Origin of the sequence: Sphingomonas oryzagri (assembly GCF_029906645.1) — a bacterium.
In the GTDB taxonomy this organism is placed as follows: domain Bacteria; phylum Pseudomonadota; class Alphaproteobacteria; order Sphingomonadales; family Sphingomonadaceae; genus Solisphingomonas; species Solisphingomonas oryzagri.
The window spans coordinates 1,811,049-1,831,590 of record NZ_JARYGZ010000001.1 but is presented as its reverse complement, the minus strand read 5'-3'; the positions used below and the strand labels follow the sequence as shown (position 1 = coordinate 1,831,590).

18 protein-coding genes and 1 tRNA gene are annotated in these 20,542 nt (G+C 68.2%); 12 read left to right on the top strand and 7 right to left on the bottom strand.

Going from position 1 to position 20,542, the window contains the following annotated elements; translation table 11 throughout:
- Positions 1-19: 19 nt before the first annotated feature.
- The 5 genes from QGN17_RS08825 to QGN17_RS08805 all read left to right on the top strand — a co-directional run bounded on the left by QGN17_RS08825 (position 20) and on the right by QGN17_RS08805 (position 6,498).
- Positions 20-2,188 (top strand): TonB-dependent receptor, encoded by a 2,169-nt coding sequence (locus QGN17_RS08825; RefSeq protein WP_281044109.1) that lies wholly within the window; start codon positions 20-22, stop codon positions 2,186-2,188.
- Between the two features lie 2 nt (positions 2,189-2,190).
- On the top strand, positions 2,191-3,594 hold the full coding sequence (locus QGN17_RS08820; RefSeq protein WP_281044108.1) for an FAD-binding oxidoreductase: 1,404 nt from the start codon (positions 2,191-2,193) through the stop codon (positions 3,592-3,594).
- A gap of 74 nt (positions 3,595-3,668) precedes the next feature.
- Positions 3,669-4,460 carry a helix-turn-helix transcriptional regulator gene (locus QGN17_RS08815; RefSeq protein WP_281044107.1) on the top strand — a complete coding sequence of 264 codons (792 nt, stop codon included), beginning with the start codon at positions 3,669-3,671 and terminating at the stop codon, positions 4,458-4,460.
- A 14-nt stretch (positions 4,461-4,474) separates the two neighbouring features.
- Positions 4,475-5,194, top strand: coding sequence for a FadR/GntR family transcriptional regulator (locus QGN17_RS08810; protein WP_281044106.1), 720 nt, complete (start codon positions 4,475-4,477; stop codon positions 5,192-5,194).
- Positions 5,191-6,498 carry an MFS transporter gene (locus tag QGN17_RS08805; RefSeq protein WP_281044105.1) on the top strand — a complete coding sequence of 436 codons (1,308 nt, stop codon included), beginning with the start codon at positions 5,191-5,193 and terminating at the stop codon, positions 6,496-6,498. The genes QGN17_RS08810 and QGN17_RS08805 overlap by 4 nt, the downstream gene beginning before the upstream one ends.
- Here QGN17_RS08805 and QGN17_RS08800 read toward each other — a convergent pair.
- From QGN17_RS08800 to aroA, 4 genes are read right to left on the bottom strand one after another with little or no spacing between them, the layout of a single operon-like run.
- Complete coding sequence (locus tag QGN17_RS08800) at positions 6,495-7,559, bottom strand: NAD(P)H-dependent flavin oxidoreductase (RefSeq protein ID WP_281044104.1); 1,065 nt, start codon at positions 7,557-7,559, stop codon at positions 6,495-6,497. The two genes, QGN17_RS08805 and QGN17_RS08800, sit on opposite strands and share 4 nt — an antisense overlap.
- A 30-nt stretch (positions 7,560-7,589) precedes the next feature.
- Positions 7,590-8,213: a (d)CMP kinase gene (gene cmk, locus QGN17_RS08795; RefSeq protein ID WP_281044103.1), complete on the bottom strand. Its 624-nt coding sequence runs from the start codon at positions 8,211-8,213 to the stop codon at positions 7,590-7,592.
- Positions 8,210-8,467 (bottom strand): CBU_0592 family membrane protein, encoded by a 258-nt coding sequence (locus QGN17_RS08790; protein WP_281044102.1) that lies wholly within the window; start codon positions 8,465-8,467, stop codon positions 8,210-8,212. Before QGN17_RS08790 ends, cmk begins: the two co-directional genes overlap by 4 nt.
- The gene (gene aroA, locus QGN17_RS08785; protein WP_281044101.1) at positions 8,464-9,813 is read right to left on the bottom strand and encodes a 3-phosphoshikimate 1-carboxyvinyltransferase; all 1,350 of its coding nucleotides are present in this window, start codon (positions 9,811-9,813) and stop codon (positions 8,464-8,466) included. The genes QGN17_RS08790 and aroA overlap by 4 nt, the downstream gene beginning before the upstream one ends.
- 112 nt (positions 9,814-9,925) lie before the next feature.
- Here aroA and QGN17_RS08780 point away from each other — a divergent pair, with 112 nt between their 5' ends.
- Together QGN17_RS08780 and QGN17_RS08775 are read left to right on the top strand one after the other, a co-directional pair.
- Positions 9,926-10,243, top strand: a complete 318-nt coding sequence (locus QGN17_RS08780) for a TIGR02300 family protein (RefSeq protein ID WP_022689644.1) — start codon at positions 9,926-9,928, stop codon at positions 10,241-10,243.
- A 138-nt stretch (positions 10,244-10,381) separates the two neighbouring features.
- Positions 10,382-10,457, top strand: a tRNA-Ala gene (locus QGN17_RS08775).
- Between the two features lie 241 nt (positions 10,458-10,698).
- Here the strand turns inward: QGN17_RS08775 and QGN17_RS08770 are convergent.
- Positions 10,699-12,090, bottom strand: a complete 1,392-nt coding sequence (locus QGN17_RS08770) for a sensor histidine kinase (protein ID WP_281044100.1) — start codon at positions 12,088-12,090, stop codon at positions 10,699-10,701.
- Positions 12,083-12,754 (bottom strand): winged helix-turn-helix domain-containing protein, encoded by a 672-nt coding sequence (locus QGN17_RS08765; protein ID WP_281044099.1) that lies wholly within the window; start codon positions 12,752-12,754, stop codon positions 12,083-12,085. The genes QGN17_RS08770 and QGN17_RS08765 overlap by 8 nt, the downstream gene beginning before the upstream one ends.
- Before the next feature lie 285 nt (positions 12,755-13,039).
- Between QGN17_RS08765 and QGN17_RS08760 the strand changes: the two genes are divergently transcribed.
- The 4 genes from QGN17_RS08760 to QGN17_RS08745 are packed head-to-tail and all read left to right on the top strand — an operon-like array spanning position 13,040 to position 19,139.
- Positions 13,040-14,275 carry a TolC family protein gene (locus QGN17_RS08760; RefSeq protein WP_281044098.1) on the top strand — a complete coding sequence of 412 codons (1,236 nt, stop codon included), beginning with the start codon at positions 13,040-13,042 and terminating at the stop codon, positions 14,273-14,275.
- Complete coding sequence (locus QGN17_RS08755; RefSeq protein WP_281044097.1) at positions 14,272-15,312, top strand: efflux RND transporter periplasmic adaptor subunit; 1,041 nt, start codon at positions 14,272-14,274, stop codon at positions 15,310-15,312. The genes QGN17_RS08760 and QGN17_RS08755 overlap by 4 nt, the downstream gene beginning before the upstream one ends.
- Positions 15,309-18,374, top strand: a complete 3,066-nt coding sequence (locus tag QGN17_RS08750) for an efflux RND transporter permease subunit (RefSeq protein WP_281044096.1) — start codon at positions 15,309-15,311, stop codon at positions 18,372-18,374. The genes QGN17_RS08755 and QGN17_RS08750 overlap by 4 nt, the downstream gene beginning before the upstream one ends.
- A gap of 27 nt (positions 18,375-18,401) precedes the next feature.
- Complete coding sequence (locus tag QGN17_RS08745; protein WP_281044095.1) at positions 18,402-19,139, top strand: hypothetical protein; 738 nt, start codon at positions 18,402-18,404, stop codon at positions 19,137-19,139.
- A gap of 162 nt (positions 19,140-19,301) precedes the next feature.
- Here the strand turns inward: QGN17_RS08745 and QGN17_RS08740 are convergent, their stop codons facing one another.
- Positions 19,302-19,721: a winged helix-turn-helix transcriptional regulator gene (locus QGN17_RS08740; RefSeq protein ID WP_281044094.1), complete on the bottom strand. Its 420-nt coding sequence runs from the start codon at positions 19,719-19,721 to the stop codon at positions 19,302-19,304.
- A gap of 81 nt (positions 19,722-19,802) precedes the next feature.
- Here QGN17_RS08740 and QGN17_RS08735 point away from each other — a divergent pair, with 81 nt between their 5' ends.
- Positions 19,803-20,537 (top strand): SDR family NAD(P)-dependent oxidoreductase, encoded by a 735-nt coding sequence (locus QGN17_RS08735; RefSeq protein ID WP_281044093.1) that lies wholly within the window; start codon positions 19,803-19,805, stop codon positions 20,535-20,537.
- The last annotated feature ends 5 nt before the right edge of the window (positions 20,538-20,542 follow it).

The following is a 20,542-nucleotide window of genomic DNA, read 5'->3' as shown; positions in this document are numbered from 1 at the left end:
GCATGAGAGGGGATTTCTGATGGTGCGTTTCGCAACCCTGCTGGCGGGCTCCATATTGGCGGCGGGCTGGGCGACCGGCGCGGTCGCCGCCGCGCAGGGCACGCCGGATCCGGACACGGCACCGGCCGCCGCCGAGGCAGCCGCCACCGGCGATATCGTGGTCACCGCCCGCAAGCGCGCAGAGACCCTGCTGGACGTACCGGTCGCGGTCACCGCCATCTCCGGCGACACGCTGATCAAGCGCAACATCAATTCGGTGCGCGAGGCGGCGTCGCTGTCGCCGGGCCTCAACATCAGTTCGGACGGCGCGGGCCGCGCCTTCGTCTCGATCCGCGGCGTCGGCGTGACGCTGGTGCAGACCGTGCAGCCGGGCGTCGGCCTGTTCATCGACGGCATCTATCGCCCGAACACCGCCTACCTGAACAACCCGCTGCTCGACGTTGAGCGGATCGAGGTGCTGCGCGGGCCGCAGGGCACGCTCTACGGCAAGAACACGCTGGGCGGCGCGATCAACGTCATCACCCGCCAGCCGAGCAACGATTTCGAGGCGGCCGGCCAGGCGAGCTATGCCGGGCCGGACGACAGCTGGCTGATCTCCGGCTCGGTCTCCGGCCCGGTGATCAAGGACAAGCTGCAGGTCCGCGTCGCCGCCTCGCACCGCGAGCAGGACGGCTTCATCAGGAACAGCACGATCGGGGGCGATTCCAACCGCTTCCAGACGACTTCGGTCAACACCACCGTTCGCGCCGAGCCGACCGAGGACGTGACCGTCACGCTCAACGGCTACTACGATTACATCGTCGGCACCAACGTGCCCTACGCCTGGGTGAGCGGGCCGACCGATTATTCGCGGCTCAACAATTTCAACACGCTCGGCATCACCAACTACCGCTATTACGGCGTGAACGCGAAGATCGAGACGCCGATCGACGCGATCAACACCAAGGTGACGCTGATCGGCGCCTATGACGGCCGCACCAGCAACGCGCCCGACACCGACGGCGATTTCGGCCCGCTCGACGCGGTGCGCCAGGCGGGCCGCGACCGGCTCGGCACCAAGACGGTCGAGCTGCGCTTCGACACCAAGGCGAGCGACACGATCTCCACGCTCTTCGGCCTGTTCTACAGCCACGAGACGCTGGCGACCGAGGGGTTCACCAACATCAAGATCCTGGGCGTCACCAGCAATTCGACCGATCGCCGCGTCGGCGACACCTATGCCGCCTTCGGCACGGTCTTCTGGAAGCCCAGCGCGGCGTGGGAAGTGGCGCTCGGTCTGCGCTACGACCATGAGAACCGCACCGCGACGGGCAGCCTGTACCAGACCATCCCGACGGCGGGCGGCCCGCTTACGCTCGGCGGCCCGGTCGATCCGGCGCAGATCAAGTCCAACCAGGTCGAGCCGCGCTTCACGCTCACCCGGCACTGGGACCAGCATCTGATGAGCTACGCCTCGGTGTCGCGCGGCTATCGCGGCGGCGGCTTCAACGCGCCGACCGCGCCGACCCGCACCTATCGCGGCGATTCCGCCTGGACGTACGAGGTGGGCACCAAATATGCCTCGCGCCTGCTGACCCTGTCCGGCGACGTCTTCTACAACGACTATCGCCACTATATCGGCCTCAACAGCGTCGCGCCGGCGGCGGGTGGCGGCCTCGTCACGGTCGATCTCAACGCCGGCCACGTCCACGGCTACGGCGCCGAGCTGGAGGCGCGGCTGCGTCCGATCAGCGCCTGGACCATCTCCGGCAGCCTGACCTACATGCACTCGCGCCTGATCGACAGTTCGGAATATACCGAGGTGACCGGCCGCACGCTCTCCAGCGACCGGCTGACCTTCCAGCCCGACTGGACCTACAATCTGAACACCGACTACGTCGTGAAGGTGGGCGGCGACGATACGGTGACGTTCAGCGCGGGCGTCTCAGGCAAGGGCAGCCGCCTCGCCGCGACGCTCAACCAGACGACGCCGACCATCCTGCGGCCCTATGCGCTGGTCAACGGTTCGATCACCTACCACACCGGCCCGTTCGAATTCGCGGTGTTCGCCAACAACATCCTGAACAAGCATTATTTCGAGAGCTATATCGAGAAGACGACGCTGCAGCTGGCGGGGCTTCCGGCCTCCGATCTCGGCATCATCGGCGATCTGCGCCGCTACGGCGTGCGCGCCGGCTTCAAGTTCTGACGATGAGCGCGCCGACCATCGCGATCGACCGGAGGCCGCTGCCCGGCGGCTTCCTCGACGATCTCAGCGCGCTCTTCGGCGAGCGTGTCCACACCGGCGAGGCGATGCGCCTCCAGCACGGGCAGAGCGAGACGCATTTCGCACCGGCTCTGCCCGACGCGGTGGTCTTCGTGCGATCGACCGAGGAGGTGGTGGCGTTGGTCAAGCTCTGCGCCGCCGCCGAGGTGCCGGTCGTGCCGTTCGGCGCGGGCACCTCGATCGAGGGCAATGCGCTGCCGATCGCGGGCGGGGTGAGCGTCGATCTCTCCGAGATGAACGCCATCCTGACGGTCAATCAGGAGGATCTCGACTGCACGGTGCAGGCGGGCGTGCGGCGCGAGCAGCTCAACGAGCATCTGCGCGACATGGGGCTGTTCTTCCCGATCGATCCGGGCGCCAACGCGACGATCGGCGGCATGGCCTCTACACGGGCATCGGGCACCAACGCGGTGCGCTACGGCACGATGCGCGAGGCGATCCTGAGCCTGCGGGTGGTGACGCCCGACGGGCGCGATATCCGGACCTCAAGGCGCGCGCGCAAGTCTGCGGCGGGCTACGATCTCACCCGCCTCTATGTCGGCTCCGAAGGCACGCTCGGCATCATCACCGAGATCACGTTGCGCCTCCATGGGATCCCCGAGGCGATCTCGGCGGCGGTCTGCCCGTTCGAGACGCTGGGCGGTGCGGTGGACACGGTGGTGCAGGCGATCCAGCTCGGCATCCCGCTCGCCCGCGTCGAAATCCTTGACGCGATGCAGATGATGGCGGTCAACCGCTGGTCGAAGCTCGATTATCCGGAACTCACCACCCTGTTCTTCGAGTTTCACGGCACGCCCGATCATGTCGCCGAGCAGGTGCGGCTGGTCGGCGAGCTGGCTGCGGCGAACGGCGGCGGCGACTTCCAATGGTCGAACCGGCCTGAGGAAAGATCGAAGCTCTGGAAGGCGCGGCACGAGGCTTATTATGCGGCGGTCAACCTGCGCACCGGCGCGGTCGGCTGGGCGACCGACGTGTGCGTGCCGATCAGCCGCCTCGCGGAGTGCATTGCCGAGACCCGGCGCGACCTCGACGGATCGGACATTCCGGCGACGATCCTAGGCCATGTCGGCGACGGCAATTTCCACGTCGTCTTCTCTATCGATCCCCACGCGCCGCAGGAGATGGAGGAAGTGGAGGCGATCAACCGTCGCCTCGTCGCCCGCGCGCTGGCGATGGACGGCACCTGCACAGGCGAGCACGGCATCGGTCTCGGCAAGCAGGCGGCGCTGGTCGACGAGCTCGGTGATGCGGTCGACATGATGCGCATGATCAAGCGCGCGCTCGATCCGAAGGATCTGTTCAATCCGGGCAAGATATTCGCGCTCTGACTTATGCTATCGGATAGGTTGATTGACCTGTCCGATAGGTGTATCGATATCTCCATAAGATACGGAGAGGTGGGATGGAGATTCGGCAGGCCGAGGATTTCGGGGCGCGCAACCGGCACGTGGTGGTCTCGCCTGAACTCACCATTCTGATCCGTCCCTTTGCGATCGACGCCGCCCCGTATCCGGAACGGCCGGTGGTGGTGGCTTGCGACTCTGCTCAGTCCAGCCTCCGCTTCGTCGAGGGCGAGGCGATTGCGGCGCTCGTGCGGGGTGAAACCGGATCTCGCGTGGTGATGCTGTTCGACGAGGCGGTGTTCCGCCGGCTCGCCACGCCGTTTCCGCGCGATGCGGACGCCGACTTCCACCTTCCGGTCGAGCTGCGCTCGATCCTGCGCGCGATGCTCGATTGCGATCTCCCCGGCGAACCGGGCGATCTCTATTGCGCGGCCAAGGCGGTGGAACTGCTCTGCGAAGCCACCCGCCTGCTCCGCGACGGCGCGCTGATGCCGCTCGCCGCCGAGACCGTGCTGAGCCACGCCGACACCCAGCGTATCCTCGGCGCGCGGCGGCTGATCGAGGAGCGCTGGCACGAACGACTGACGCTGGAGAGCATCGCGGGCGCGTGCGGCGTCAACCGCGAGAAACTGCGCCGCGGCTTCCGCGCGCTCTTCTCCTGCTCGGTGGCGGAGGCGATCTCCGAACGGCGGCTGGGGCAGGCGAGCCAGATGCTGGTCGCCACCGACCTGCCGGTCTCCTCGATCGGCTACCGCAACGGATATCAGAACAATGCCAGCTTCAGTCGGGCGTTCGTGCGCCGCTTCGGCGTGACGCCGAGCGACTATCGCGCCGGCCGCATCGCGGCCTGAAAGGGACGGAGACCATGGAAACGGCGATGGACATGGCGCGCCGCGCTGATGGCGGCTCGCTCGTGCAGCGCGCGATGGATGCGGTCAAGGATCATATCCGCGACCAGCATCTGCGGGTCGGCGATACGCTGCCCGGAGAAGGGCATTTCGCCTCGCAGCTGGGCGTCAGCCGCGCGGTGATGCGCGAGGCGTTCGGGGCGCTGGGCGCGCTCAAGCTGCTCGACGTCGGTAACGGCCGCAAGGCGAAGGTCGGCGCGCTCGACGGATCGGTGATGGCGGCCGCACTCGGCCACGGCATCACCACCGCGCAGATCAGCGTCGCCGACGTGTGGGACGTGCGCCGCACCATCGAGATGCGCACCGTCGTGCTCGCCGCGCAACATCGCACTGGCGACGAGGCGGCCGAGATCGTCGCGCTGGCCGAGGCGATGGCGGCGGATGCCGACGACCTCGCCGCCAAGACCCGCCACGACATCGCCTTCCACGAGGCGATCGCGCGGGCCTCGCGCAACTCGCTGTTCGTGCAGATCGTCTCCGCCTTCGGGCCGCTGATGGAGGTGGCCGTCCCCGCCGCCTGGGGCACGCGCGTCACCGAGGAGGAAAAGAGCGCGACGATCGCCCGCCACCGTGCCGTCGCACGCGCCATCGCGGATGGTGACCCGGAGGCGGCGGTGGCGGCGATGAACACGCATTTCGATGCCGCGATCGACGACATCCTGAAGGCCGGCCAGTGACCGTGTTCGTCGCGTCCGCAGAGGCGCCGACTCCTGCCGTGACGATGCGTCGCTCGGGCGTGGTGATCGCGATCGCGGTGCTGACGCTCAACCTGCTGGTCGGCGCCGCGCTCCGGCTCGTCTTCGCGCCGGTGCAGGAACTGGCCAAGACCGACCTGCATCTGAGCGATACGCAGTTGGGGCTGATCCAAGGCATCGCCGGTGCGTTGCCAATCGCGCTGCTGTCGTTGCCGCTGGGGCGCCTGACCGACCGCTCGCATCGCGTGCGGCTGCTGGCAGGGATCACGCTCGTTTCCATCGTCGGCACTGGAATTGCGGGCGTGGCGTCCAGCTTCGCCTTGCTGTTCGCGGGGCGGATGCTGGGCGTGCTGGCGGGCTTCTGCGCGCTGCCCGTGGCGATCTCGATCTGCGCCGATCTCGTCGCGCCGCAATTGCGCGGCCGGGCGATGCTGTTCCTTCAGCTCGGCCTGATGACCGGTTCCGCGATCGCCTTCGCGGTGGCAGGCAAGCTGGCGGGCGTCGCCGTCTCCGCGCTGCCGATCGGCGGGATGGCACCGTGGCGGCAGGCGCAGCTGCTGTTCGCGGGCGCGAGCCTGCTCTCGCTGGCGAGCTTCGCCCTGTTGCGCGAGCCGCCGCGCCACGAGATCGCCGAGAATATCCATATTCCGCTGCGCGAGGCGCTGGCGGAGATCGGCCAGCGCGCGCGCTTCGTCGTGCCGTTGTTCATCGGGCAGGTGACGGTGGTGATGGCCGACATGGCGGCGAGCGTCTGGGCCGCGCCGGTGCTGACCCGCGACTATCATCTGCGCCCCGAACAGTTTGGCGGCTGGATGGGGCTGGTGATCCTGCTGTCGGGCATCGTCGGCGCGATGCTGGGCGGGCTGGTGGCCGATTTCGGGCAGAAGGGGCGTATCCCCGGCGGGATGCTGGCGGCGGCGATCGCGGCGGCCGCGCTCTCCATCCCCGCCGCCTTCTTCGCGGTGATGCCGACATCGACCGGCTTCGCCTGGGCGCTCGGCCTGCTGCTGACCTGCGGCGGAGTGACCGGTCTCGTCACCGCGACGGCGCTTTCGATCTACATTCCCAACGAGGTGCGCGGCTTCTGCCTAGGCCTGTTCATCGTGATCGGCGCGGTCGGCGGCCTGGGCATCGCGCCCAGCCTCGTCCCGCAGATCAGCGCGATGCTGGGCGGGGAGGGGCATATCGGCCTCGCACTGGCGATCGTCAGCGTCGCGACCAGTGTCGTCGCTCTGTTGGGCTTCCTGTTCGCGATCCGGCACCAGCCGCCGCTGCCGGGCCGCTAGGGCAGGAGGCTTCGCGCCTCCTCCCACCAGCCTTGCACGAGTTTGCCTGCCGGGCCGCTCCGCGCCAGTGCGGCGGACTGGCCGGCCCACGCCTGCATCGCGGCGAGATCGTTGCGCTTCACCGCATCGGCGCGCATCGCGGCGGTGAGGCCGCGCTGGACCGGGTAGGGCGCGGGATCGGGCATGGCTGACGCGGCATAGGGCGTGACGATCGATCGGCCGGGGCGCCCGCTGAACGCGCGGGTGATGGTGGTGCTCTCGGGCGGCGTACTGGGCAGCGCGTCGGCCCATGCAGCCGGCGTGTCGCTCTCGTCCGATCGGAGCAGGGCGGTGCCGATCTGCACCGCGCTGGCACCCAGCGTCAGCGCGGCGGCGATGCCCCGACCGTCTGCAATGCCGCCCGCCGCGATCACCGGGATCGAGAGGCGGTCGGCCAGCGCCGGGACAAGCGCCATCAGCCCAACGCCCGTCGTCCGCGCCGCGACGGGATCGAAGGTGCCGCGATGGCCGCCTGCCTCGAACCCCTGCGCGATCACCGCATCGGCCCCGGCCGCCTCCGCCGCCAGCGCCTCGGCCAGCGTCGTGGCGGTGGCGAACCAGGCGATGCCGGCCGCCTTCAGCGCGGCAACCATATCGGGCGGGAAGAGACCCATGATCGACGATGCGGCAGTCGGCTTTGCGGCCAGCAGTGCCTCGGTCTGCGCGGCGAAGTCGGGCGGGGTGGCATCGCCGGCGCTGGCCTCGACCGGCGGGCCCCATTGGCCGAGAAAATCACGGATGGCGGCTTCCCGACCCGCGTCGCGCACGGGCGCCGGCTCGGGCACCCAGAGGTTGATCTGGAAGGGGCCGTCGGTTGCGGCGCGGAAGGCGTCGGCCCAGCGGGTGATCGCGTGCGGAGCGGTCAACACCGCGCCATCGGCGCCCATGCCGCCCGCCTGCGCCACCGCGATCGCACGACCGACCGGGGCGGCGCCCGCCATCGGCGCCTCGCAGATCGGCAGCGCCATGCCGTAACGCTCGCAGAAGGCCCTGGTCCGGTCGCCGATATCCGGTCGCTGCATGTCGGTCTCCATTTGCCCGATGCGCGGGCCTCAGGTCTTGCGACGTTGCTCGACCAGCCCGATCGCGGTGGCCACCGCGCCTTCGACATTCAGTGCGCTGGTATCGAGCAGAACGGCGTCGTCAGCCTGCTTCAGCGGGGCGATGCCGCGGCCGGAGTCGCGTTCGTCGCGTGCGCGGATGTCGCCCAGCACATGCTCGTAGGTGACGGCGAGGCCCATGCGCTGCAACTCGTCGAAACGGCGCCGCGCCCGCACGTCGGGCGAGGCGGTGACGAACAGCTTGGCGTCGGCCTCCGGCGCGATCACCGTGCCGATGTCGCGCCCGTCGAGCACCGCGCCGCCCTTCTGCCGGGCGAAGTCGCGCTGGCGCTCCAGCAGCGAGGCACGCACCGAGGGATGGGCCGAGACGATCGAGGCGGCGCGGCCGGCGGCCTCGCTCTTGAGGCCGGGATCGGTGAGCAGCGCGTCGTCGAAGGCGCAGGCGTGGAAGGCGTCGCCCTCGTCCGCCGGATCGCCGCCGGCGCGCAGCACCGCAATGCCGACCGCGCGATAGAGCAGGCCGGTGTCGAGATGCGGCAGGCCGTAATGCTTCGCCAGCGCCCTGGCGATGGTGCCCTTGCCCGAGGCCGCGGGCCCGTCGACGGCGATAATCATATCTGAGGTGTCCGGTTGCCGCGCAGTGCCGCGATCAGGCCGATCAGCGCAATGATCCCCCACACGCTCTCCAGCACCACGGAGGGGAGATTGAAATCAACGCTCAGCGAGATCAGCAGCAGGATCGCGCCGACCAGGTTCATCGCGTTGAAAAGGCGCTTGTCCATCGCCTTGGCGATGTTGGCGTAGGCGAAGGCGATGATGAAGGTCGCGCTGCCGATCAGGCCGATGATGGTGGCGGCGAAATGGCTCATGCCACCACCGCGCCGTGACTCTCGGCGCCGAGCGACTCCATCATCGGCACGAAGATCGGGAAGCTGGTCGCGATCGGGGCGCGATCGTCGACCGTCACCGGCTGGCGGCACGCGAGCGAGGCGACGGCGAAGCTCATCGCGATGCGGTGGTCGAGGTGCGTCGCGACCGTCGCACCGCCGGCCAGCGTCTCGCCGCCGGTGCCGTCGATGATCAGGCCGTCCTCCACCTCCTCGACGGTGGCACCTATCGCGCGCAGCCCTTCGGCCATCACGGTGATGCGATCCGATTCCTTGACGCGCAGCTCCTCCAGCCCCCGCAGGGTCGAGCGGCCGTGCGCCAGCGCGCAGGCGACGAAGAGGATCGGGAATTCGTCCACCATCGAGGGAACGATCGACGGGTCCGGCTCGATCCCTTGGAGGCTGGACGCCTTCACGCGCAGGTCCGCCACCGGCTCGCCGCCGACGGTGCGCTCGTTCTCGAGCACGATGTCGCCGCCCATCGCGCGCAGCACTTCGTAGAGGCCGGCGCGTGTCGGGTTGAGGCCGACATTCTCCACCACGATTTCCGAACCCGGCACGATCAAAGCCGCCACCACCGGGAAGCCGGCGGAGGAGGGGTCGCCCGGCACGACGATATGCTGGGGCTTCAACTCGGCCTCGCCCGTGATCGCGATGATCCGCTCGCCGCCGACCTCCTCGACGGTCAGCTCGGCGCCGAAGCCGCGCAGCATCCGCTCGCTATGGTCGCGGGTGGGCACCGGCTCGATCACGCGGGTGATGCCGGGCGCGTTGAGGCCGGCGAGCAGCACCGCAGACTTCACCTGCGCGGAGGCGACTGGCAGGCGATATTCGATCGGCACGGCGGGCACGAGGCCGCGCACCATCAGCGGCAGGCGGCCGCCGGGCGAGGGGATGAATTCGGCGCCCATCTTGGACAGCGGATCGATCACGCGCCCCATCGGCCGCTTGGACAGCGAGGCATCGCCCACGAAGGTGGCGGTGACGGCATGGCTCGCGACGAGGCCCATCAGCAGCCGGGTCGAGGTGCCCGAATTGCCCATGTCGAGCGCGGCTTCCGGCTGGAGCAGGCCACCGACGCCAACGCCATGGATCGTCCACAGCCCGTCCTCGCCACGTACGATCGAGGCGCCCATCGCGCGCATCGCTTGCGCCGTGGCGAGCACGTCCTCGCCCTCCAGCAGCCCCTCGACGCGGCTCTCGCCCACCGCCAGCGCCGAGAGCATCAGCGAGCGGTGCGAGATCGACTTGTCGCCGGGCACGCGCACCGTGCCCGACAGGGGCCGCGATGTGGAGAGGCGGAGTGGGGAGGGGGCTGCGTGGCTCATGCGCGCGGGCTTTTGACAGCGGCGTCCCGCTATGGCAAGGCGCGCGGCCTGACGATTCCGGTGGTTGCCGCCGGGCGCGCCCTTCTCTCGAGCGATTGGATGTGGACGAAACATGGTGAAGCCTGAATGGGGCACCAAGCGGACCTGCCCGAAGTGCGGCACCCGCTTCTATGATCTGGGCAAGGAAGACCCCGTGACCTGCATCGCGTGCGGGATCCAGTGGGAGCCGGAACCGGTGCTCAAGTCCAAGCAGCCGCTGCCCTTCGACGCGCCCAAGCCCGTCAAGGAGAAGAAGGAAGAGGAAGATTCGGATCTCGCCGAGGATCTGGACATCGGTGACGATGACGAGGAGCCGGCGGACGACGACACCGATATCGGTGGCGACGACGATCTCGGCGTCGCCAAGCACGACGACGAGGACGAGCAGTAAGCACGTCGTCGGGCGTCCATCCGGGGCCTCTCGCAGAAAAATGCGAAGGCCCCGGAAAGGCGCTTGCAAGGGTGGGCCGCCTGCCCTAAAGGCGGCGCTCCCGAGGCCGGAACCCAGCCGGATCGGGCAGAAAAGTGTGGGGCCGTAGCTCAGCTGGGAGAGCGTCGCAATGGCATTGCGAAGGTCAGGGGTTCGATCCCCCTCGGCTCCACCATTTCTCAAAGCCCTGCTTCGGCAGGGTTTTTTATTTTCAGCCTCGTCTCGATTTTCCGAAAGCGATGACTTTGGGATCACTGTGGGATCGCAGGTGTGCGGCGGTGTGCTCGCCCACCTCCGCCCAGTAATCCTCCACGCCCTCGATGAAGTCGGCGAGATGGTCCGGTCGCAGGTGGCGGTAATTCTTCTTGTCGGCAGATAGTCAGCCACTCCCAGAGCCGCGGTGAGTTGTCGAGCGGCTACAGGTTTTCGGGAGTGCCGCTGTATTGAGCGAAAGCGACGCCGATACGAAGGCCGGGCAGGGCGTCTTCGATGGTCAGCTGCGCTTCATGCAATGTGGCGATCGCGCTCGCGATCGAAAGGCCGAGGCCGGAGCCGCCGCCGCTGCGGCTCGGATCGACCTGATAGAAGCGCCGGGTGATCCGCTCGCGCTCAGCGCCGGGAACGCCCGGCCCGTCGTCGCGCACCACGACTTCGATCGCGTCGCCCTCGCGCTGCACCTCGATCGAGACCCGCGTGCCCGACGGCGTGTGGATGATGGCGTTTTCTATGAGGTTGGCGAAGAGCTGGGCGAGCAGATCCGCATCGCCCTTCACCACTGCCCCGGCCACCATGTCCGCCGTCAGCAGATGCCCGGCATCGCTGGCCACGGGTTCGTACGTCTCGATCAGGGTTCTGAGCAACTCGTCGAGATGGACGGGGGCGAAGGGCGTACGGCGCCCGCCGCCCTGGATCTGCGCCAGCCGCAGGATCGCCCGGAAAGTAGCGAGCAACTGGTCGGCCTGTGCCAGCGCGATCTCGATGCCCGCGTCCGTTTCCTCGCGCCCGGCGGCTTCCCGCGCGGCTTCCAGCATCTGGCGCAGGCGGGTGAGCGGTGTGCGCAGATCGTGGGCTACATCGGTCGATACCTGTCTCAGGCCCTCCATCAGCCCGTCGATGCGATCGAGCATCCGGTTGACGTTGCGGGCGAGATCGTCGAGCTCCGGCGCCAGCCCGATCATCGGCAGGCGCTGCTCGGTGCGGCCCGCCACGATCCGCTCGATTGCCGCATTGGCGGCCCCGATCCGTCTCAGGAAGATCAGCCCCGTCATCCAACCGCCGACGAGCGCGATCAGCGTGATCGCGGTCGCCCACAGGATGGTGAACCGGGTCATATGGCCACCGACCTTGTCGACATCGAAGCCATCGGTCGCGACGACGAGGAGCGATCCGTCGGCCAGCCGGGTTCCAAGGGTCATCAGCCGTTCGGGCCCTTCCGGGTCGGTCGGCGTCGACGCGTGCTCGCGCATGACGACCGAACCCCAGCCTTCGTGCGCCGTCGCCTGGGGAATGGCGCCGACCAGGGAACGTCCCTGACGGTCGAGCAGCAGATACTGGAAGGCGGCGCCGTTGGTCGCACCCATGCGGCGCCGGATTTCCCCGGCAAGCCCCTCCGGCTCTTCGGCGATCAGCGTGGCGGTCTCGCTGGTAAGCGATCCCTCCATGGCCTTGTGCGCATAGTGGCCGATCTGATGACGCACCATGCTGAGCATCAGAAAGGCCGCGATCGCGAAGACGGCCGCGAACACCAGTGCGAAGCGGAAGGCGCCGCTTCGGAACGGGCTTTGGCTGCGTTGGAGGGGCTCAGTCATCGATCCGATAACCGGCACCGCGCACCGTCTGGATCAGATCCCGCCCGAAACCGCGATCGACCTTGGCGCGCAGCCGGCTCATGTGGCTCTCGATGACGTTGGTCTGCGGGTCGAAGTGGAAGGACCAGACGTTTTCGAGCAGCATCGTGCGGGTCACGACCTCGCCCGAATGCTGAATCAGATAATCGAGCAGCTTGAATTCCTGCGCCTGCAGTTCGATCCGCTGCCCCGCGCGCGTGACTGTCCGCTTGACCCGATCGATCGTAAGATCGCCGATCGTCGCCGTCACCGCCGTGTCCGACATCGGCGGACGGCGCGACAGCGCGTTGACGCGGGCGATGAGCTCCGCCGCCGCGAAAGGCTTCACCAGATAGTCGTCGGCGCCGGCTTCCAGCCCCTCGACCCGGTCGTCGATCCCGTCCATCGCGGTCAGCAACAGGGCCAGGGTGCGAACCCCGGCTGCCCGCAATGCCTTGAGGACGGAGAGCCCGTCGAGGCCAGGCACCATCCGATCGAGGATCAGCACGCCGTAATCGCCCTGTGTCGCCATGAAGATGGCCTCTGGGCCGGTGGCGCACGCTTCCACGACATGACCGGCGGCGGTCAGCTGGCGCGCCGCCTGCACCCGCGTCGCATCGTCGTCTTCGAGGAGGAGGAGCTTCATGATCGATCTGATGGTGGCCGCTTGCCTTTTATGATGGGCAGTTTTCGGGGCTCGCCGCAAGTTGGTGATTCCCAATGTTCGGCCAATGCTGGCCCAATGTTGCCTGCTGCATAGCGCATTCCTGAAAAGGGAGCGCCTCATGCCGCTGCAGCGGAACGATCGTCGATGAGCAGCAGGATGGTCCGAACCGGGCTCGTTCTGGGCACCGTGTCTCTCCTGACGGGGTGCGCGAGCTACAGGCCTGCGCCCCTCGCGGACGTCAGCGCGACTCTCGCGCCGCCTGACATGGCGATCGTATCGGCCGACGCGGCGCGGATCGACCGGCCCTATCTGCAGCCGCAGCCGATCGACTGGACGCGGCCGCTCACGCCGAACGCGCTCGCCGTGATCGCGGTACTCGAGAATCCGGACCTGAAGGCGCAGCGCGCGAAGGTCGGCGTCACCGACGCGCAGGCCTTTGCGGCGCGGTTGCTGCCCGATCCGCAGGTGCAGGCCAATTACGACAAGCTGCTCGCCGGCCCGGACATGTTCGATGCCTTCGGCGGCCAGTTGGCCATGGACCTCAACCAGCTTCGCACCGCACGGGTGGAGCGTCAGAGCAACGAGGCGGGCAAGAGGCAGGTTCGCCTCGATCTCGCCTGGGCGGAGTGGCAGGCTGCGGGGCAGGCGCGGCTCCAGGGCGTGCGCATCCTCGCGCTGGCCCGGCAGCTGGCGATCGCGAAGGCGAGCGCCGCATCCGCAGAGCAATTGTTCGAGGCGAGCCTTCGTGCCGGAGGGCGCGGCGATATTTCCGGCGCCGATGTCGATACGCGCAGGCAGGCCGCGCTGGATGCCACCGACAAGGCGAGGCAGGCCGACACCGATCTTGGCGCCGCGCAGATGGAACTCAACAAGCTGCTCGGCCTTCCGCCGGAAACCGTGCTCCGGATCGCCCCGCCGCCGGAACCTGTCCAGGCTCCGAATCCTGCCACTCTGGTTTCGCAAGCCATTACTCGACGTCTCGATCTGCAAGCTCTGCGCGCCGGCTATGATGCCGCCGAAGCCGACGTCCATAAAGCGATCCTCGATCAATTCCCCAATCTGTCGCTGACGCTGGCGAGCGCGCGCGACACCAGCGACAACCGCACGATCGGCCCGGCGATCGGCTTCACATTGCCTTTGTGGAACCGCAATCGCGGCGGCATCGCGATCGCGACCGCGACGCGGGCGCAGCTCAAGGCGGAATATGAGGCACGGCTGTTCCAGACGCGCGCCGAGATCACGACAGCCGTGACGGGCATCGATACCGTTCGGCAGCAGCGGGCCGATCTGCTCGCCAAGCTGCCTGCCATGAAGCGCATAGCCGACGCCTCAGCAACTGCGGTGAAACGCGGCGACCTTTCGTCCGCCGCGGCCGCCACCGCCGAACAGGCGGTGCGCGACCGGGAACTGACCCTGTCGCAGCTCGACCAGCAGATTGCCGAACAGACCATCGCGCTCGAACTTCTCTCGGGCGGACCCAGCGAGGGATGGACCCGATGACCAGGACGATCGCACTTATTCCCCTGCTGCTGCTCGCGGGGTGCGGCTCGGGCGGCGGTGGCGGTGATGCGGGCGACAAGGCCGATCCGGTCGCACGGGTGCGTACCGCCCCGGCGACGATGGGCGCGACAGCCGAACAGACGATCATCTATGGCGCGACGGAAGCGGGGCCGGGCGGCGAACGCAGCCTGATCGCGCCGGCCGAGGCGATCGTCGACCGCATCCTCGCGCCCAACGGCACGGTTGTGCGCGCGGGCCAGGTCGTCGCGACGCTGAACCCCAGCCGCACCACTGCGACGGATATGGCGAAGGCGTCGGCCGACGCGGCATCTTCGGCTGCGGCTTATGCTCGCGCCAAACGCCTCCGGGCAGACGGTTTGGCTTCGGATGCCGACGTCGAGACCGCGCGGGCGGCCGCGGAGACGGCGCGCGCGACGCTCGCCAATTTCGGGATCGGACGCGGCGGCATGGCGCTTCGCGCGCCGATGGCAGGTGTGGTGCAGGCTCTGTCGGCCAGGACGGGCGATCAGGTGGCCGCCGGCGCCACCGTCGCGAGCATCGCCGTGAAGGGCAATCTCCGCGCCCGCTTCGGGATCGATCCGGCGATCGCCCAGCGCGTGAGGATCGGGCAGCCGCTGGAACTCAGCAGTGTTTCCGGCTCGTCCCATGCGATGATCGCCGTCGACGGCCTCGATACCCAGGTCGATCCGACCACACGGCTGGCCTCCGTCTACGGCGACGTTCCGGCCGGCTTCGAGGTCGGGCCGGGCGAGGCGGTGCGCGGATCGTTGTCGCTCGCGGCGAAGTCCGACGGCATCACGATCCCCTACGGCGCGCTGCTCGATGATGGCGGCCGCAGCTACGTGTTCGTGATCCGGGGCGGGGTCGCCCACGAGCAGGATGTCTCGCCGGGTAACTCGACGGGGGACCGTATCCAGATTCTCAAGGGTCTCTCGGCGGGTGACAAGGTCGTCACCGTAGGCGGCACTGCGCTCGAGGATGGCATGAAGGTCTCCGAACAGGGGGCCGCGCAATGAGGGAGCTGATGCAGCGGCACAGCCGATCGATCTGGCTCAGCGTGTTTCTCGTCACGCTGGCCGGGCTGGTCGCCGCCACGCGCCTGCCTGTTACCCTGTTCCCGCACATCGATTATCCGCGCGTCGTCGTCTCGATCGATGCGGGCGAGCGCGACGCGACCCAGATGGCTGCCGACATCACCCGCCCAGCGGAGATCGCGCTGCGCGAGGTGCCCGGTGTCACCCAGATCCGCTCGACCACCAGTCGCGGATCGGCCGAGGTCGATCTCGGCTTCGGCTGGGGGGACGACATGGTGGCATCCACGCTTGCCACGCAGGGCGTGCTCGCCACGATCCTGCCCGATCTGCCGGCCGGAACGCGCTTCTCCGTGCGTCGTTCGGACCCGACCATCTTCCCGGTGCTCGGCATCTCGCTGACGTCCGACACGCTGGATGGCGTTGCCCTCCAGCAACTCGCACAGCTCCGCCTCCGGCCGCTTCTTTCGACCGTGCCGGGGGTGGCAGGCGTCGACGTGCTGGGCGGTGCCACGCCCGAAATGGAGGTCGAGGTCGATCCGGCTCGCCTCCAGGCGCTTGGCCTGACCGTCGCCGACGTCTCGACGGCGCTCGGCTCCGCCAACAGCGTCGCGGCGGTCGGCCGTATCGAAGACCGACATCGTCTCTACCTAGCACTGGTCGACGACAAGCTCGCCACCGAGGCCGACATCGCCGCGATCCCCGTGAAGGCGGGCACGACCAGTGGAGCCGGCGTCGCCACGCTGGGGCAGGTCGCGACGATCCGCCGCGCGCCCGCGCCGGCGTGGACCCGCGTCACCTCGAACGGCACGCAGGCGGTGCTGGTGAACATCCGCCAGACGCCCACCGCCGATGCGGTGAAGCTGGCGAGAGAGGTGCAGGCCCGGCTCGACGGCGCGCACCTGCCGCAGTCCGTCAAGGTCAGCTTCTTCTACGATCAGTCCGAACTGGTGGTCGGCGCGGCCGACGCGGTGCGCGACGCGATCCTGCTCGGCGCGCTGCTGGCCGGCGTGGTGCTGTTCCTGTTCCTGCGATCCTGGCGCCTGATGGTGATCACCGCGACGTTGCTGCCGGCTACGCTGGCGGCGACCTGCCTCGCGCTCGCCGTGGCCCACATGAGCTTCAACATGATGACGCTCGGTGGCATGGCGGCGGCCGTCGGCCTCGTCGTCGACGACGCGGTGGTGATGCTGGAGCATCTCATGCGCCGCCTGCAGGAAGCCGAGGGCGAAGAGACGCGTCCCTCGATGTTGGCCGCCGCGCGCGAGATGGCGCGCCCGCTGTTCGGATCGACCATGGCGACGATCGTGGTATTCCTGCCGCTCGCCTTCATCTCGGGCGTGACGGGCGGCTTCTTCAAGGCGCTGGCGGTGACGATGGTGGCGGCGCTGGGCGTCTCGCTGCTCTACGCGCGCTACGTCCTGCCGCTGGTCGCGGATCGCTGGCTGACGTTGAAGGACGCGGAGGCCGCCGACAAGGCCGAGCGGATGACCAGCGCCGTCGCCAATCGCTACGAGCGGCTCGGTGCGTGGGCGCTTGCACGCCCGGCGCTGTTGGCGGCGATCGTCGCCGTGCTGCTGATCGCGGTCGGCGGCTTCGCGTGGACGCGCATCCAGTCAGGCTTCATGCCGGCGATGGATGAGGGCGGCTTCATCCTCGACTACAAGGCGAAGTCCGGCGCGGCGCTGTCCGACACCGATCGCCTGCTCCGTCAGGTCGAGACGATCATCCGGCAGACGCCCGAGGTCGCGAGTTATTCGCGCCGCACCGGCGTCCAGCTCGGCGGGGGACTGACCGAGGCGGACGAGGGTGATTTCTTCATCCGCCTCAAGGGCGGCAGCCGCCGCCCGATCGACGAGGTGATGAGCGAGATCCGCGGCAAGGTTGAGAACCAGGTTCCGGGCCTCGAGATAGAAACCGCGCAGTTGATGGAAGACCTGATCGGCGATCTCACCGCCGTGCCGCAGCCGATCGAGGTCAAGCTGTTTGGCGACGACGATGCGGAGCTGGTGGATTCGGCCAAGAAGGTCGCCGATGCGATCGGCAAGATCGACGGCGTCGTCGAGGTGGTCGATGGCCTGCGCGTCGCGGGCGATGCCATCGACATCCACGTCGATCGATCGGCCGCCGCCATGGCCGGCCTCGATCCCGATGCTGTCGCCAAGCAGGTCGAGGCGCAGGTCGGTGGCACGGTGGCGACCTCGATCCTTTCGGGCGAGCAGGTGATCGACGTGCGCGTGCGTCTGCCGCAGGATCTGCGCAGCCGGACAGATGCGCTGGGTGCACTGCTGCTGCGCGCGCCCGACGGCCGCACAGCGAGCCTCGGCTCGATCGCGAAGATCAGCATCGCGGCGGGCCAGCGGCAGATCACCCGCGAGGACCTTGCGCCCTTTATCCCCGTCACGGCACGGCTCGAGGGCAAGGATCTCGGCACCGGCATGAAGGAGGTTCGGGCGGCGGTCGACGGCCTGCATCTGCCGGCCACGATCCGCGTCGATTATGGCGGTCTCTACGCCCAGCAGAGGCAGAGTTTCTCCGATCTCACGACGGTGTTCGTCGCCGCGCTGCTGCTCTCCGCGCTGCTGCTCACCCTGCTGTTCGAGCGCTGGGCCTTCACCATCGCCGTGCTCGCCACCGTTCTGTTGTCGATCACGGCGGTGTTCTTCGGCCTCTGGCTGACCGGCACCGAGCTCGACATCTCGGCGATGATGGGTCTCACCATGGTGGTCGGCATGCTCACGGAGCTTGCGATCTTCTTCCTCGCGGAGTTGCCACCGGACGCGCCGGTGACCGCCGCGAGCCTGCTGGAAGCCGGCAGGGCACGGCTTCGCCCGATCCTGATGTCGGCGCTGATCGCCATCCTCACGCTGCTGCCGCTGGCGCTTGGGATCAGCCGGGGCGCGGGGCTTCAGACGCCGCTGGCCACGGCGATCATCGCGGGGTTGGTGATCGGCGCGCCCCTCGTCCTCTGCTTCCTGCCGATGCTGCTGCTCGCCATGGCGGGCCGCAGGGATCGCGCGGGCGAACCGGCACCCCAGCCGGCCTGATCCTTTCACACCCACGGGACAAACGACATGCAGATCCAACACATGCCGAAGGTCGACATGCGCTACTGGTCGGCCATCGCCATGGCCAGCCTGTTCGGGACCAATCTCGGCGATCTCTACGCCCACGACAGCGGGCTGGGTCTGATCGGCGGCGTTCCGGTGCTCGCGGCCTTGGCGGCGCTCGCCTTCCTGATCGAGCGCCGCGATTCCGCGCCGCGCGAGGCCTGGTACTGGCTGCTGATCATCATCATTCGCACAGGCGCAACCAACATCGCCGACTATGGCAAGCACCAGATGCCCTACGTCGTTTTCGGCGCGATCCTGACGATCCTGCTCGTCGGTTTCGTCGCAGTCTCCCTCAAAGCGCATGATCGGGCCGAGCAGATCGCCGAAGAGCGGAGGGGGATGCCCAAGACCGGCGTCGCCTATTGGTGCGCCATGCTGAGCGCAGGTGTGTTCGGCACCTTCTTCGGCGATGTCGCGCAGAAGCTGATCGGGCAGGGCACGGCGTCGATCGTGCTGCTCGCGGCGTTGATCGGTGCGCTGGCGCTGTGGCGCGCACAGGGGGCGAACCGCATCTGGCTCTACTGGCTCACGCTCGCCGTGGCGCGTACCGCCGGCACCGCGATGGGCGATTTTCTCGCGGAGAACGAGGCGCTCGGTATCGGCCTTCCGATCGCGACGCTGATCACCGGCACGATCTTCCTCCTGATCCTGTTCGTCTGGCCGCTTCGGAGGACAGAGGTCAACGCAATGGCAAGCTGATTGATGCCATCGTCGCAGAGCTTCGTACTTCGATCATCGGGCGTGGGTTTCCAGTCGCGCCGTCTGGTCGTGGCCCACGAGGCGCCATCCTTCGGGTGGGGGCGCCGGTTCGAGGCGGGTCCGCTCCACCATTTCTCCAAAGCTTCCAGAAAGCGGGGGTTTTTATTTCGGACGAGCGGGGCGCGGGCGCTGCCACGCATCGCGCTCCGCGAAGATGCGTTGCATCTCGGCCATGTTTTCCGTGCCCCAGGCGCAGAGCGGTTCGAGCGCCTGAGCGAGGCTGCGGCCGAGCGGTGTCAGTGTGTAGTCGACGCGCGGTGGAACCTCCTTGTAGTCGGTCCTGAGCAGTACGCCGTCGGCATCCAGTTCCTTCAACTGCTGGATCAGTACCTTGTCGCTGACGTCGCGCACAGCGCGCTTCAGTTCGCCGTAGCGGTTGGGGCCGCGCAGCAGGAAATACAGGATCAGCGGCTTCCACTTGCCGGAGATGATGCGCAGCGTCGCATCGAGTCCGCAGGTGAAGGCGGGGGCGATCAACGCATCATCGGACGCTTCGCCAGTCTCAGAGAGAGCGCCGGACATTTTCGATACTTACCAAAAGGTGCATACTTGTCCATAGGTGGGCACCTCTCCAGCTAGGCGCAATCCTGACTGGAGGTTTGTATGAAGAGACTGGAAGGCAAGACGGCGATCGTCACCGGCGGCGGCACGGGCATCGGGCTGGCGTCTGCGAGGCGTTTCATCACCGAAGGTGCGTTCGTCTACATCTTCGGGCGCCGGCAGGCTCCGCTCGACGCGGCGCTGGCCGAACTCGGTCCGAATGCTCGCGCGATCGCGGGATCGGTGGCCGATCCGGCCGACCTCGACCGGCTGTTCGATGCGGTGAAGGCGGAGCGCGGGACGCTCGATATCCTGCTCGCCAATGCCGGCACGGGCGCGATCGTGCCGCTGCCGGAGATCACGGCCGAGCATTATGATGCCACCTTCGACGTCAACGTGAAGGGCACGATCTTCACCGTTCAGAAGGGCCTGAAGCTGATGGGTGAGGGCGGATCGATCATCCTCACCGGCTCGACCACCGGGGTGATGGGTACGCCATCGTTCAGCGTCTACAGCGCGTCGAAGGCGGCGGTGCGCAATCTCGCACGGAGCTGGGCGCAGGATCTGCGCGGCACCGGCATCCGCGTCAACGTGCTGTCGCCGGGGCCGACCCTGACCGAGCTCGCGTCCGAAGTGGTCGGTCGCGACGCGATGATCGAGATGGGGGCGGGCACCCCGATCGGCCATGTCGGCGATCCGGCCGAGGTCGCTGCGGTCGTGGCGTTCCTCGCCTCCTCGGACAGCAGCTTCATGACCGGCGGCGAGGTGTTCGCCGACGGCGGGCTCGCGCAGATCTGAGGTTT